Source organism: Pseudomonas sp. B21-051, from assembly GCF_024748795.1.
Classification (GTDB): domain Bacteria; phylum Pseudomonadota; class Gammaproteobacteria; order Pseudomonadales; family Pseudomonadaceae; genus Aquipseudomonas; species Aquipseudomonas putida_A.
Genome location: NZ_CP087166.1, coordinates 5,774,401 through 5,788,192, shown reverse-complemented (window position 1 = coordinate 5,788,192; position 13,792 = coordinate 5,774,401). Strand labels below are relative to the sequence as shown.

The following is a 13,792-nucleotide window of genomic DNA, read 5'->3' as shown; positions in this document are numbered from 1 at the left end:
GCCTCAGACCTGTTCGAGCGCCTCGTTCAGGGCGCGCTCCAGGTCGGCCTTGTAGCGCAGATAAAGATTGCTTGAACTCTGACCATCACCGAGCAGGCCCGAGAGGTCCAGGTCGGTGATGTAGCAGCGGTAGCGCTCGGTCTCGCGGCGTTGCTCGACGATTTCCCGGGCGACCACGTGGAACAACTGGTCACCATGTTCCAGCTCGCTGAATTCCCGTTGATTGCAATACAAGGTGACTTGCACCTCTCCGGGCGCGGCTTTGCCGACGATCGCCTGCACGTCGTAGAACGGTTTGTTGACCGGTGTCTGCGGCGCCGGCCGAGCTTCGACCCGGCGCGCGCGCCCTGGGCCCGAAGGCAACAGCTGGTAATACAAGGTGTCGAGGCTGACCGCCGGGCTGCCGTCCATCGGCAACAGCGCTTCACGTCGGTACTGGATCGATTGCAGGAAGCGCTGCAACGGCACCAGCAGACTCTGTTCGTCGTGATACGGCAGATGCTGTTGCCACAGCGCGTTGAACTCATCCAGCACGTACAGCTCGGCCTGTTGTTCGCTGATCCGGTAGAACACCTGAATCGATTCCGGCTGGCCCATTGGCAGGATCAACGCGAGGTCGTGATCCTCCAGCGCCATCGGATCCAGGTGCAGCGGGCTGTAGCGCGGCTGTTCTTCGCCCAGATAATCGAGCAGCGCCGGCAATGTCGCGAGCGCGACATGGTTGACCTGGCCCGGCACCAGTTCCAGCACGTGATAGTGCTGTTGCACCTGAATCAGATAGCGGTGATTGAGCTCGCTGAGCAGCAGGGTTTGCGCGGTGTCGATGACTTCTTCGACGCGCCGGGCAATGAACTGCGCGCGGTTGTGGCAGAAGCAACGCACTTTCAATGACGGCTGCTGCGGGCCGCGCGGCAGGTTGTTGAGGTAGTCGCGCAGGCAATCGAGCAATGCGTGGGGGCCATCGAAACGGTTGACCAGCACTTCATTCCAGCTGTTGAGCGTGACCTGGTCGAGGGTCAGCACGAGGTTTTCGCGCACCCCGGCGTAACTCAGCGAGTCAGTACGCTCGGTGGTCATCAGGATGTTCAGGTCGCGGTGATGCTTGAGCGGATCGACACCGACGTTGACCAGCATCAGCACTTCGCTCGGCACCGCGGCACGCAGCAGCGGTTCTTCGGCGACGGTCGGCAAGGGCAGGGCGATGCACTGCTGCAGGCTGCCGAGCAGGTTGAACAACTCGAACTCGCTCATGTCGCTGCTGCCGGGGTGCAGCGCCAGTCGGGTGCTGCTGTCGATCACACCGTTGCGATGGCACCAGGTCAGCAGTTCGAGCAGTTCGCGGCTGCGCTTGATCGGCGCGAAGTGCTCCCATTCCAAGGCATTCAGGCTGCCGTTGTACAAGCCCCACTGGGTTTGCCCAGGCTCTTTTTTATTCGGCGATTGCACCAGCGTCAGGGTGTCTTCGGCCAGATCCGGGGCGATGCCGGGATTGATGAATTCGACCTTGTCGGCCTTGCGCTCGAACGCGGCGTACAAGCGACGACCGAGCACGTTCAGGTCGCGCTTGTTGATCAGGCTGACGGTCTGTTCGCTGCGGGCGAACTGGGTCAGGAAGCGATAGCTGTAGTTCAGCTCATTGACCAGGGCGCGGCGTTCGGCGCTGACCTGGCGGACTTTCCACTGGCTGCGGCTGTCGAGCAAGGCCAGCTGGCGCTGATCCCAATGCCATTCGTGCGCCAGGCGTTCCAGCAACGAGCGCTGCCAGCTCTGGGTGCGGCTGTTGCCGGTGAGCTTGCGGTTGACCTTGAGGTACAGCGCGCGGCGCACCAACTCCAGACGCTCCGGTTCGTTGCGGGCGCTGAGGTATTCCTCGATGCGTCGGTACACCACCATGTACGGATCGAGCTCATCCAGGTCCAGCTGATTGGCGAACACGGCTTGCTTGTAGCGCAGGCTCAGGCACTGCACGTTCGGGTGTTCGCTGGCGTAGACCTCGGTCAGCAACAGCTTGAGCACCGACTTGTAGGGCGACTCGATGCCCTTGAACAACTGCCACAGGCCGGCGCCGATGAACTCGCCCGGCGGAATCGTTGCCAGATGCCCGAGATCAAGCGTCTCGTCGGCGCGAATGAAGCGCTTGGACAGCAGAGTGTGGGTGTACAGGTCGTAAGCGCTTTCTTCGTAGACCGGTACCAGCCACCAGATCGGCGTGCGCCCGGCCAGCCAGATCGCGGTGCGATAAAACTCGTCCAGCAGCAGATAGTGCTGAGTGCTGCCGCAGTTCTCGGAACTGAGTTGGGTGTCGCGTTCGCCTTTGACGAAGCGCACCGGGTCGATCAGAAAGAAGTGCGCCTCGGCGCCTTGGGTCGCGGCCCAGGCTTCGAGGAGCTGGCATTTTTTGCGCAGCTCGGCGAGTTCGTTGTCGCTCAGGTCCGGCGCATGGCAGACCCACACGTCCATGTCGCTCTGATCGGCCTGAGCCAGGGTGCCGAGGCTGCCCATCAGGAACAGACCGTGAATTGGCCGTGGCGGGTTGCTGCCGTGGCGTGGCTTGTAGGAGAACGAGCGAGTCAGGCGCTGTGCTTCGGCGAGGGTGGTGGCGTCTGGTTCATAGTTGGACAGCCCGGCTGGCGTACTGCCGGAGACATAACCCGGCAACAGTGGGTGATTGACGTGGAAGAACAGCGGCAGCAGGGTCAGCACGCTTTGCTGGCGGGTCGACAAACCTTCTAACGCCCGGCCAAGGCGACCTTCATTGAGTTTGAGAAAGCGCGCACGCAGTTGGCTGAGTACCTTGCGGTCGATTCCCTCGTCCAGATCGGGGCGGATTTCATGGGTGCGCGTCATGTCAGCTCAAACCGGCTCGCAGGCTCGGACGAAGAGGGTCTCGGAATGGGAGGCAGTTTAGCCTTTGCGCAGCGGGACTTTTAAGCTGAATTTGTTTTTGACGTCAGATTTTTAGCGGGGAGCGATCAAGCGGGCCCGCGGAAATCCCGTGGCAGGAGTTCCCGTGGGCAAAGACGGGAAAAATCAGGCGGTTTCCTGCTCTCTCAGAATGGTCAGCACGGTTTGCACATTTTGCGCGGCATCACGACCCAGGCTGGTCAGATACCCGCCATCAGGCTGGTCGGTGAGTTCTTTCTCGAAGAGGCGTTTGGCGGCGGCGATATGTTTCGGGGCAGCGGTCTGATGAATTTTCAAACCTTCCTGGGAACTGTCCAGGTTGAAGAGTGCGAGGACTTCCAGTTCGGCAACCAACTCAGGGGTAAGCGACATAAGGACTCCAGACTTTCTAGGAATTGGACGACAGCGCCCCTAAGGTGAACCCGCTTTTGCGGCATGTCCAGTGCTCAGATCAGGGATTTTGTCTTGAGGCGGATTCCAGTGTAGTCGGGGCCGGAGAGATGGCTGGATGGATGGGTGACAAATTGTGTGGGAGCGAGCCTGCTCGCGAAAGCGGTGTGTCATATAGCGTTGTTTTTGCTGATGCACGGCATTCGCGAGCAGGCTCGCTCCCACAGGGGGATGTGTTTGGCCTACTGCTTTTCGGGTGGCAGCTCAGGCAACGCACGCAGTGCGGTTTCATACCACTTCGTATCGAACGCGCGGTCCTCGTCGAGCATCGCGTCAATCTCGTAGGCCAGCACGTGCGCCATGAGGTTGAGGATCTCTTCACGCTCGACACCCACCAGCGTCAGCTTGTTGAAGGTCGCCTTGGCCGCTGGCGGGTTGTCGCTTTCGATCTGGTTCTCGATGGCTTCGATCAACGTCGCCTCGGTGAACTCTTCTTCGTCGTTGTCGATGTCTGTCGGCTCGCTCATGGCAGGCTCCTCAAGGAAAGGCGCCAGTTTACCCGCATTCAGCGGCGTGATGCTGCTGGCAGGATCATGGCGGGCGATCTATAAACAGTGACTGCCCACCCCGCACGGCCTGGAGGCTATGTGATGTTCAAGCTCTACGGATTCGCTGTCAGCAACTACTACAACATGGTCAAACTGGCACTGCTGGAAAAAGGCCTGGCGTTCGAAGAGGTGACGTTCTACCCGACGCAGACCCCGCAATCGCTGGCGATCAGCCCGCGCGGCAAAGTACCGGTGCTGGGCGTCGAGGCGGGTTTCATCAACGAAACCGCGATCATCCTCGAATACCTCGAGCAGACCCAGAAAGGCACGCCGCTGCTGCCGAGCGATCCATTCGAGCGTGCGCAGGTATTGGCGATTGCCAAGGAAATCGAGCTGTATATCGAGCTGCCGGGTCGCGCCTGTTATGGCGAAGCGTTCTTCGGCTCGCCGGTACCGGAGGCGATCAAGGAGAAAACCAAAGCCGAGCTGCTGCTGGGTTTCGCAGCGTTGAGTCGACACGGCAAATTCGCCCCGTACGTGGCGGGCGACAGCTTGAGCATCGCGGATTTGTACTTCCTCTACAGCGTGCCGCTGGCCTGTGCGGTCGGGCAGAAGCTGTTCGGGATCGACTTGCTGGCAGAGATGCCGAAAGCCAAGGCGCTGCTGGAGCGGCTTGAGCAGAATCCGCATGTGCAGAAGATTGCAGCGGACAAAGAACTAGCGATGCCAGCGTTTTTGGCGATGATCGCGGCGAAGAAGTGAATTTTATAGCGCTCTGAAGAAAGCCTTCGCGAGCAGGCTCGCTCCCACAGGGGATTTTGTCGGCCACAAATTTTGTGTTTAACAAAAATCCAAATGTGGGAGCGAGCCTGCTCGCGAAGCTTTTGACCTTTAGCGGCTGGCGATCAGGGCCTGACCGCGAACCACCGCTGCCTTGACCTGCGCCGGCGCCGTCCCGCCGATATGGTCACGGGCATTCACCGAACCTTCCAGGGTCAGCACGGCGAACACGTCCTGCTCGATCTGGTCGCTGAACTGACGCAGTTCTTCCAGGCTCATCTCGGCCAGATCCTTGCCAGTGTCCACGCCGTACTTCACCGCGTGACCGACGATTTCGTGGCAGTCACGGAACGGCAGACCACGGCGCACCAGGTAGTCCGCCAGGTCGGTCGCGGTGGAGAAACCACGCAGGGCCGCTTCACGCATGATTGCGTGTTTCGGCTTGATCGCCGGGATCATGTCAGCGAACGCACGCAGCGAATCGCGCAGGGTGTCGGCGGCGTCGAACAGCGGTTCCTTGTCTTCCTGGTTGTCCTTGTTGTAGGCCAGTGGCTGGCCTTTCATCAGGGTCAGCAGGCCCATGAGTGCACCGAACACACGGCCAGTCTTGCCGCGTACCAGTTCCGGCACGTCCGGGTTTTTCTTTTGCGGCATGATCGAGCTGCCGGTGCAGAAGCGGTCCGGCAGATCGATGAACTGGAACTGCGCGCTGGTCCACAGCACCAGCTCTTCGGAGAAACGCGACAGGTGCATCATCGCGATGCTGGCGGCCGAGCAGAATTCGATGGCGAAGTCGCGATCGGAAACGTTGTCCAGCGAGTTGCCGCCGACAGCGTCGAAGCCCAGCAGTTGCGCGGTGTATTCGCGATCGATCGGATAGGTGGTGCCGGCCAGCGCAGCGCTGCCCAGCGGCATGCGGTTGGTGCGCTTGCGGCAGTCGACCAGACGCTCGTAGTCGCGGCTGAGCATTTCGAACCACGCCAGCATGTGGTGGCCGAAGGTCACAGGCTGAGCAGTTTGCAGGTGAGTGAAGCCGGGCATGATGCTCGCCGCTTCACGCTCGGCCTGCTCCAGCAGGCCTTTTTGCAGGCGGGTGATCTCGGCCAGGATCAGGTCGATCTCGTCACGCAGCCACAGACGGATGTCGGTGGCGACCTGGTCGTTGCGGCTACGCCCGGTGTGCAGTTTCTTGCCGGTGATGCCGATGCGATCGGTCAGGCGTGCTTCGATGTTCATGTGCACGTCTTCAAGGTCGACGCGCCAGTCGAACTGGCCGGCCTCGATTTCGCCCTGAATGGTCTTCAGGCCGTCGATGATGCTGTCGCGCTCGGCATCAGTCAGCACGCCGACCTTGGCCAGCATGGTGGCGTGGGCGATCGAGCCCATGATGTCGTGGCGATACAGGCGCTGGTCGAAGGTGACGGAGGCGGTGAAGCGGGCGACGAAGGCGTCGACGGGTTCACTGAAGCGGCCGCCCCAGGACTGATTGGTCTTGTCAGTGCTCATGAATTCGCTCGTATCGGCTTGAAGAAAGAAGGCGTGAAACGCTGGCGCGGATAATAACAGGGTTGCCAATCCTGTCGCTGACACCGGTCGATACGTTTTTTTCTCATCTGCTCATTCATAGTCGGCGCCGTCTGCGGGGGATTTGCGCAAGGATATTTTTCGATTGAGCAATATCGGCCCGGCAAGCGTCTACAGTTGGACATAAGGGTCGGCGCGACTGCGGATCGCGCAAAGGTCTGGACGCCGACTATAAGAAGAGGGGGTGGGTGGTTTTGTCCTTTGGCATACCCCGTGAAAAACGCAGGCAACAGCGGGCTTTGAGCAGTACGACCCGGACACTGGCAAATATTGCTGGCCGACGTACGGCACTTTTTGGCGCTCGGGCTAGTCTTAGCGTGGATCGCGGTGACGGACGTCACTTCACCTGTCTACGCTATCCTTGTGCGAGACTCACGCAGGAATCCAGCGCAATATGAATGTCCTGATCGTTGATGACGAACCACTGGCTCGCGAGCGCCTAAGCCGAATGGTAAGCGAGCTCGAGGGTTATACAGTCCTGGAGCCCAGCGCCACGAATGGCGAAGAGGCGTTGGCGCTGATCGACAGCCACAAGCCGGATATCGTGCTGCTCGATATCCGCATGCCGGGCCTCGATGGCCTGCAGGTCGCTGCCCGTCTGTGCGAACGCGAAACGCCGCCGGCTGTGGTGTTTTGCACCGGCCCCGATGAATTTGCCGTGGAAGCCCTGCAGGCCAGCGCCGTGGGCTATGTGGTGAAACCCGTGCGAACCGAACATCTGCATGACGCCCTGAAACGGGCTGAACGTCCCAACCGGGCGCAACTCTCCGCCCTGACCCGTCCCGCCGCCGAAAGCGGTAACGGCCCGCGCAGTCACATCAGCGCCCGCACCCGCAAAGGCATCGAGCTGATCCCGCTGGATCAGGTGGTCTATTTCATAGCCGATCACAAATACGTGACTCTGCGCCATGAAAGCGGCGAAGTGCTGCTGGATGAGCCGCTCAAAGCCCTCGAAGACGAATTCGGCGAGCGTTTCGTGCGCATCCACCGCAACGCGCTGGTCGCCCGCGACCGCATCGAGCGTCTGCAACGCACACCGCTGGGGCATTTCCAGTTGTTCCTCAAGGGCCTCAATGGTGATGCGCTGATCGTCAGCCGCCGGCATGTGGCGGGTGTGCGCAAGATGATGCAGGGCCTCTGACCCGGCCTTCTTGCGCGGTTGCACTTTCTTCTGCCGGGCATTGCAGGCCAGGGAGGCCACGCCGTTTCTGATTCAAGTCAAAGTGGATTTGGCTGAGCTGTTATTATCCGCCGTATCTATTCAGTACGGATTGATCCATGTCCTCTCGCGAAATCCGCATCGCCACCCGTAAAAGTGCGCTGGCCCTCTGGCAGGCCGAATACGTCAAAGCCCGTCTGGAAGCGGCCCATCCGGGTCTGCTGGTGACGCTGGTGCCCATGGTCAGTCGCGGCGACAAGCTGCTCGACTCGCCGCTATCGAAAATCGGCGGCAAGGGCCTGTTCGTCAAGGAGCTGGAAACCGCGCTGCTGGAAAACGAAGCCGACATCGCCGTGCATTCGATGAAAGACGTGCCGATGGACTTCCCCGAAGGCCTTGGCCTGTTCTGTATCTGCGAACGCGAAGACCCGCGCGATGCTTTCGTTTCCAATACCTACGCCAGCCTCGATGCGCTGCCTGCCGGCGCCATCGTCGGCACCTCCAGCCTGCGGCGACAGGCGCAGTTGCTGACCCGTCGTCCTGATCTGGAAATCCGCTTCCTGCGCGGTAACGTCAACACTCGTCTGGCCAAGCTCGATGCCGGCGAGTACGACGCGATCATCCTCGCGGCGGCCGGTCTGATCCGTCTCGGTTTTGAAGAGCGCATCACCTCGGCCATCAGCGTCGATGACAGCCTGCCGGCCGGTGGTCAGGGCGCCGTCGGCATCGAGTGCCGCAGCGCCGACACGCAAATCCACGCCTTGCTCGCACCGTTGCATCACGCCGACACCGCTTCGCGCGTGACCGCTGAACGTGCCCTCAACAAACACCTGAATGGCGGCTGCCAGGTGCCGATCGCCTGCTACGCCGTGCTTGAAGGTGAGCAGTTGTGGTTGCGTGGTCTGGTGGGCGAACCGAGCGGTGGCAAGCTGCTCAGCGCCGAAGCGCGTGCGCCGCGTGCCAATGCCGAAGCGTTGGGCGTGCAGGTCGCTGAAGCGTTGCTCAGTCAGGGTGCCGACGACATTCTCAAAGCGGTGTATGGCGAGGCAGGTCACGAGTGACTGGCTGGCGCCTGCTGCTGACGCGCCCTGCGGATGACTGCGCGGCGCTGGCCGAGGTGTTGGCCGGGCAGGGGATTTCCAGCAGTTGCCTGCCGCTTCTGGACATCGTGCCGCTGCCGGTTTCCGAGAAAATACGTCAGGCGCTGAAGCGGCTTTCCGGTTGCAGCGCGGTCATCGTGGTCAGCAAACCGGCGGCGCGGATTGCGCTTGATCTGCTGAACGCTCATGGGCTTCAGTCGTTGTCGATGCCGTGGTTCAGCGTCGGTGCGGCGACCGCGCAGATTCTTCGCGATCACGGTCTCGACGTACACTTTCCCGCCGACGGCGATGACAGTGAAGCCCTGCTGCAATTGTCGCGTCTGCGCGAGGCGGTCACCGAGCCCGGCGCGCAGGTGCTGATCCTGCGTGGCGAGGGTGGCCGCGAGCTGCTCGCCGAGCGCCTGCGCGCGCTTGGTGCTAGTGTCGAGTATCTGGAGTTGTATCGGCGTGACCTGCCGGCCTACCCGCCGCAAGAGCTGCCGCGGCGCATTGCAGCGGAACGCTTGAACGGGCTGGTGGTCAGCAGTGGACAGGGTTTCGAGCACTTGCGCCAGATGGCCGGCGATGCCTGGCCTTCAATTGCGCAGTTGCCGTTGTTTGTGCCAAGCCCAAGGGTTGCCGAGCTGGCACATGCCGCCGGGGCCCGAACAGTTGTGGATTGCCGCGGCGCGAATGCCGCGGCTTTGCTGACGGCGTTACGGGAGCATCCCGTGCCCGTTCTCTAATGCAAAGGATGGATACGTGAGCGAAACAGCCTTGCCTAAAGATGATGTCCAGCCTGTGATCGATGCCCAGGTTGAAACTCCACCGCCGGCCAAAGAGCCGCGCCGAGGCAGCGGACTGGCCATTGTCGCCCTGTTGCTCGGCGCTGCCGGCGTGGCGATCGGTGGCTGGGGTGTCTGGCAGGTGCGTCACCTGCAGAGCAACACCGCACAACAGTCAGGCCAGGTGCAGGCACTGAACGATCAGGCGCAAAGCCTCAAGCTTAATGAACAGCGCCTGACCGAGCGCCTCGCGCAACTGCCCGGTGCCGACGAACTTGCCGAGCGCCAGCGTCTGGTGACGCAACTGCAGGGTGATCAGCAGCGCCTCAACCAGCGTCTGGAAACCGTTCTCGGCGCCAGCCGCAAGGACTGGCGTCTGGCCGAGGCCGAGCATCTGCTGCGTCTGGCCAGCCTGCGACTTTCGGCCTTGCAGGACATCAGCAGCGCCCAGGCGCTGGTGCAGGGCGCCGACGAAATCCTCCGTGAACAGAACGATCCCGGCTCGTTCGCCGCCCGCGAGCAAGTGGCCAAGACCCTCGTCGCCCTGCGCAGCACCGAGCAGCCGGATCGCACCGGGCTGTTCCTGCGCATCGGGGCCTTGCGCGATCAGGTCATTGAACTGACCGAGCTGGCGCCTGAGTACAAGGATCGCGGCGAATCGCTGCTGGGCCTGACCGCTGACGGCGATGGCGCCAGTCGCTGGGCGCAGTGGTGGGATCAGGTGTCGCGCTACATCCGCATCGATTTCAATGCCGACAAGAACGTCAAGCCATTGCTGGCCGGGCAAAGTCTGAGCCAGGTGCGCCTGGCCCTGAGTCTCGCGCTGGAGCAGGCGCAATGGGCGGCGCTCAATGGCCAGGCGCCGGTCTACACCCAGGCACTGACAGAGGCGCGGGACGTGCTGAAGGGCAATTTCAATCCGGACAATCCGCAGAGCAAAATCATGCTCGAACAGGTTGCCGAGCTGAGCCAGCAACCGGTCACCGTCAAGACGCCGGACCTGACCGGCACGCTGAGTGCGGTGCAGGCTTATCTGGAGCGCCGTAACGTCAACGCTGAAGAATCGGTCAAGCCGTTCGCCAAACCTGCCGCCAATACCGCGCAGGAGACCACGCCATGAAACGCCTGTATGTGATCGTGTTTCTGGTGATCGCGGCGACAGCGGCACTGGGCCTGGCGATTGCCGAGCACTCCGGTTACGTGCTGATTGCCTACAAGAGCTTTCGCTATGAATCGAGCCTGTGGGCGGCGCTGGCACTGATCGCGGTGTTGTGGCTATTGATCTGGGGGATCAAGGCCCTGGTCGAGCTGGTCATGGCCTCCAGTGGCGTGGTCAACCCGTGGTCGCGCCGCAACCGCAGCCGGCGGGTGCAGGTGGCCATCGAACACGGGCAGCTTGATCTCGCCGAGGGTCGTTGGGCCAGCGCGCAACGTCACCTGTCTCGCGCCGCTGAGGCCGAGCGCCAGCCGCTGTTGTATTACCTCGGCGCGGCACGCGCGGCCAACGAACAAGGCAAGTACGAGGAGTGTGATCAGTTGCTTGAGCGTGCGCTGGAGCGCCAGCCGCAGGCCGAGTTGGCGATTGCCTTGAGTCATGCACAGTTGCAGACCGATCGTGGTGACACCGACGGCGCCCTGGTGACCCTGCAAGCGATGCACGAGCGGCATCCGCATAACGTGCAGACCTTGCGACAGTTGCAGCGTCTGCATCAGCAGCGCGGCGACTGGTCGGCAGTGATTCGCCTGTTGCCGGAACTGCGCAAGGACAAGGTGCTGCCGCCGGCCGAACTGGCTGAACTGGAACGTCGTGCCTGGGGTAACAACCTGTCCCTGGCGGCGCATCGGGACGAGGATGGCAAGGTCGGTCTGCAGTCACTCACTCGTGCCTGGGAACAGCTGACTTCTGCGCAGCGTCAGGAGCCGGCGCTGGTGCTGGCATACGCCGAGCAACTGCGTCAGCTGGGTGCTCAGGTGGAAGCGGAGGAAGTCCTGCGCAGCGCCCTCAAGCGCAAGTACGACAGCCATCTCGCGCGTCAGTATGGCCTGGTGCGCGGCAGTGATCCGGCGCGTCAGTTGCAGGCCGCTGAAGGCTGGCTCAAGGAGCATCCGGCGGATCCGAGCCTGTTGCTGACCCTCGGTCGACTGTGTCTGCAAACCAGCTTGTGGGGCAAGGCACGGGATTATCTGGAAAGCAGTCTGCGGGTGCAGCGTAACCCGGAAGCCTGCGCAGAGCTGGCGCGTCTGCTTGCGCAACTGGGTGACACCGAGCGCAGTAACCAGCTGTTCCAGGAAGGCCTCGGACTGCTGGATGAGCGCCTGCTGGCCGCGCCGTTGCCGGTGCCGGTTCACGCCTGAAATCACGAGGGAGGACGCTCCCTCGTGAACGTTCAGTGAGCGAATAATGACCTCCGGCAGGCTTCTTGGGCAAAGTCCTACAGCGGGATACACCTTTTCCTCTCGCGCCTGTCGGGTTTTCCCTACGCTTCTGGTGAACTGTCGCCAGGCACCTGCCTTGAAAGGCTGACAAGCTTTCCTCTACCGTAACTGCCTGTCTCCACTGTTACGGAAAAGCCATGTCGTTGGCCTGTTCACGCTCCTTGTTTTTCACGGCTTTCACTGCAGGCGCACTGGCCCTGGGAGCTTCCTATTATCTTGAATATGCGGTGGGGCTGACGCCCTGCAGCCTGTGCCTGGCGCAACGCTTTTTCATGGCGTTGCTGACGGCCTGTTGCGGGCTGGCGGCGATCCATGGCCCACGGCGTGTCGGCCTGTCGCTCTATTGGGCTGCCGCGCTTGGCCTGAGCCTGAGTGGAACCACGGCGGCCTGGCGGCAGGTGCTGTTACAGAGTGATCCGCTGGTGCAAATGACCCGTTGCGCGCCCGATTCCGAAGCGCTGTTCAGCAACCTGCCGTGGTTGTGTGCAACGGTGCGGATGTTCAAGGGTGGTGTCGATTGCGCGGAAATTTCCTGGACGTTGTTCGATTTGAGCATCCCGGAATGGAGTCTGCTGTTCTTTGTGGCGATGTCGATTCTTGCGGTGTACCAATTGCTGCGTCTGGTCTGGAGCGCTCTGCGGCGACCGCTCAGCGGCGAAGCGTCGCACCGGACGCTGGTCGGGGATTAAACACTTGTATGAACTTTATCTCCTGCGTACCTTGAAGCCATAGGCGTGCGGGCATAATCTGGCCCGCACGTGTCATTGGATTTATGTTGCTCGATGACGCTCTGCCCGGTCGGCCTCCAAGCGATAAAAGCCAGAAGAGGGGCGCGGGTGTAGAGCAGCATGACCCACAAGGGAAGAGAGATCGCCATGCTCGAAAGTTGTCAGAATGCTCAGGAACGCTGGGGTGGAGTTCATCTGCTGATCGACCGCTGGTTGCAAGAGCGTGAAGAACTGATCGGTGCCTACGACAAGTTGGGCGACAAACCACAGGCTCTGTCCGAGAACCGTAAACCCTTGCTGGAGTTCTGCGGCGTGCTGGTCGACTACGTCTCGGCCGGGCACTTCGAGATCTACGAACAGCTGACCGGTGAAGCCAAGGCCTTCAACGACAAGCGCGGTCTGGAACTCGCCGAAACCCTCTATCCGCGTATCGACGTCATCACCGAAAAACTCCTCGCGTTCAACGACCTTTGCGATGCAGGCAAGTGCGTCGCCGAGAAGTTCAAGGAACTGGGTGGCCTGCTGCACGAACGCTTCGAACTGGAAGACTGCCTGATTGAAGTGCTGCACACGGCACACAAGCAGGAAGATCCGGTCCAGGCCTGACAGGTTTCTCGCAGGCATAAAAAAACGCGGTGCGTCGAAAGCGCACCGCGTTTTTTGTGCCTGCGAATCGGCGTCGATCAGCTCGTTGCGCCGCGCAATTCGACTTCAAATACCAGCGGTGTAAACGGCGCGATCAGATCGCCCGCACCGTCGGCGCCATAGGCCTGATCCGATGGAATCACCAGTCGCCACTTCGCACCAACCGGCATGTTCTGCAGTGCGGTACGCCACCCGGCAATCACGCTGTCGAGACTGAACCATTGCGGCTGAGTGTTCTGATCGAACACCGTGCCATCCGGCAGGCGACCGACATACAGTACCTGGACTTTTCCATCGGGGCCGGCCTTGGCACCGGTGCCCGGTGTCAGCTCGGTCAGCAGGATGCCATCGGCCAGTTCCTTCACCCCCGGCTTGGCTTTTTCGGCGGTGAGAAAACGTTGCTCGTTTTCCATCGCGGCATCGCTCGAAGGCCGCGAAGCGTGTTCGGCGTTCTGCGATTCATGATCGGCGAGGATCTGCTCGATTCGCGCTTCGCTCAGTGCCAGTGGCTTGCCTTGATAGGCCTGCTGCAAACCGTCGACCAGTGCCTGAATCTGCAGTTGCGGCACCTCCTGGCGCAGCCGCTCGCCGAGGCTGGCACCGAGGCTGTAGGCCAGATCGTGAGCGTCGTTCGCGGTGGTTTTTTCGTCGGCCTGGGCCACGGAAAAAATCATCCAGAGGGATAAAAAAAGGTAGCGCGACATGGGCACTCTCCGTCCTGAGATGCGGGCGATTATGCCAGCGCGAAGGTCTG

At 61.5% G+C, this 13,792-nt stretch carries 13 protein-coding genes and 1 pseudogene; 9 read left to right on the top strand and 5 right to left on the bottom strand.

All coding sequences use genetic code 11. The annotated features are described in order from the left end of the window. Nucleotides 1–3 precede the first annotated feature (3 nt). The 3 genes from LOY52_RS26145 to LOY52_RS26135 all read right to left on the bottom strand — a co-directional run bounded on the left by LOY52_RS26145 (nucleotide 4) and on the right by LOY52_RS26135 (nucleotide 3,821). Complete coding sequence (locus LOY52_RS26145; RefSeq protein ID WP_258677209.1) at nucleotides 4–2,847, bottom strand: class I adenylate cyclase; 2,844 nt, start codon at nucleotides 2,845–2,847, stop codon at nucleotides 4–6. A 183-nt stretch (nucleotides 2,848–3,030) separates the two neighbouring features. Continuing rightward, nucleotides 3,031–3,276: a TIGR02647 family protein gene (locus tag LOY52_RS26140; RefSeq protein WP_003229392.1), complete on the bottom strand. Its 246-nt coding sequence runs from the start codon at nucleotides 3,274–3,276 to the stop codon at nucleotides 3,031–3,033. A gap of 260 nt (nucleotides 3,277–3,536) precedes the next feature. Continuing rightward, a complete protein-coding gene (locus LOY52_RS26135) occupies nucleotides 3,537–3,821 on the bottom strand; it encodes a hypothetical protein (RefSeq protein WP_258677207.1) in 285 nt (94 codons plus the stop codon). A gap of 123 nt (nucleotides 3,822–3,944) precedes the next feature. Here LOY52_RS26135 and LOY52_RS26130 point away from each other — a divergent pair, with 123 nt between their 5' ends. Continuing rightward, the gene (locus LOY52_RS26130) at nucleotides 3,945–4,604 is read left to right on the top strand and encodes a glutathione S-transferase family protein (RefSeq protein WP_258677206.1); all 660 of its coding nucleotides are present in this window, start codon (nucleotides 3,945–3,947) and stop codon (nucleotides 4,602–4,604) included. Nucleotides 4,605–4,733: 129 nt separating this feature from the next. Here LOY52_RS26130 and argH read toward each other — a convergent pair whose 3' ends face one another. Further along, on the bottom strand, nucleotides 4,734–6,128 hold the full coding sequence (gene argH, locus LOY52_RS26125; protein ID WP_027610449.1) for an argininosuccinate lyase: 1,395 nt from the start codon (nucleotides 6,126–6,128) through the stop codon (nucleotides 4,734–4,736). A 335-nt stretch (nucleotides 6,129–6,463) separates the two neighbouring features. Between argH and LOY52_RS27575 the strand changes: the two are divergent. The 8 genes and pseudogenes from LOY52_RS27575 to rsd all read left to right on the top strand — a co-directional run. Continuing rightward, nucleotides 6,464–6,604, top strand: a pseudogene (locus LOY52_RS27575) (sensor histidine kinase); the annotation flags it as partial. After that, a complete protein-coding gene (locus LOY52_RS26115) occupies nucleotides 6,601–7,347 on the top strand; it encodes a LytTR family DNA-binding domain-containing protein (protein WP_003229385.1) in 747 nt (248 codons plus the stop codon). The pseudogene LOY52_RS27575 and the gene LOY52_RS26115, both read left to right, overlap by 4 nt. A 137-nt stretch (nucleotides 7,348–7,484) precedes the next feature. Continuing rightward, on the top strand, nucleotides 7,485–8,426 hold the full coding sequence (gene hemC / locus LOY52_RS26110) for a hydroxymethylbilane synthase (protein WP_098966228.1): 942 nt from the start codon (nucleotides 7,485–7,487) through the stop codon (nucleotides 8,424–8,426). Next, nucleotides 8,423–9,190: a uroporphyrinogen-III synthase gene (locus LOY52_RS26105; protein WP_258677197.1), complete on the top strand. Its 768-nt coding sequence runs from the start codon at nucleotides 8,423–8,425 to the stop codon at nucleotides 9,188–9,190. The genes hemC and LOY52_RS26105 overlap by 4 nt, the downstream gene beginning before the upstream one ends. Before the next feature lie 16 nt (nucleotides 9,191–9,206). After that, nucleotides 9,207–10,349 carry a uroporphyrinogen-III C-methyltransferase gene (locus tag LOY52_RS26100; RefSeq protein WP_258677194.1) on the top strand — a complete coding sequence of 381 codons (1,143 nt, stop codon included), beginning with the start codon at nucleotides 9,207–9,209 and terminating at the stop codon, nucleotides 10,347–10,349. Beyond that, entirely contained in the window at nucleotides 10,346–11,584 is a 1,239-nt protein-coding gene (locus LOY52_RS26095) for a heme biosynthesis protein HemY (RefSeq protein ID WP_258677192.1), read from the top strand. Before LOY52_RS26100 ends, LOY52_RS26095 begins: the two co-directional genes overlap by 4 nt. Before the next feature lie 218 nt (nucleotides 11,585–11,802). Next, on the top strand, nucleotides 11,803–12,354 hold the full coding sequence (locus LOY52_RS26090; RefSeq protein ID WP_258677189.1) for a disulfide bond formation protein B: 552 nt from the start codon (nucleotides 11,803–11,805) through the stop codon (nucleotides 12,352–12,354). 186 nt (nucleotides 12,355–12,540) lie between these two features. Beyond that, the gene (gene rsd / locus LOY52_RS26085) at nucleotides 12,541–12,999 is read left to right on the top strand and encodes a sigma D regulator (RefSeq protein WP_131670681.1); all 459 of its coding nucleotides are present in this window, start codon (nucleotides 12,541–12,543) and stop codon (nucleotides 12,997–12,999) included. A gap of 77 nt (nucleotides 13,000–13,076) precedes the next feature. Here the strand turns inward: rsd and LOY52_RS26080 are convergent, their stop codons facing one another. Beyond that, nucleotides 13,077–13,742 (bottom strand): FKBP-type peptidyl-prolyl cis-trans isomerase, encoded by a 666-nt coding sequence (locus LOY52_RS26080; protein ID WP_258677187.1) that lies wholly within the window; start codon nucleotides 13,740–13,742, stop codon nucleotides 13,077–13,079. Nucleotides 13,743–13,792 lie beyond the last annotated feature (50 nt).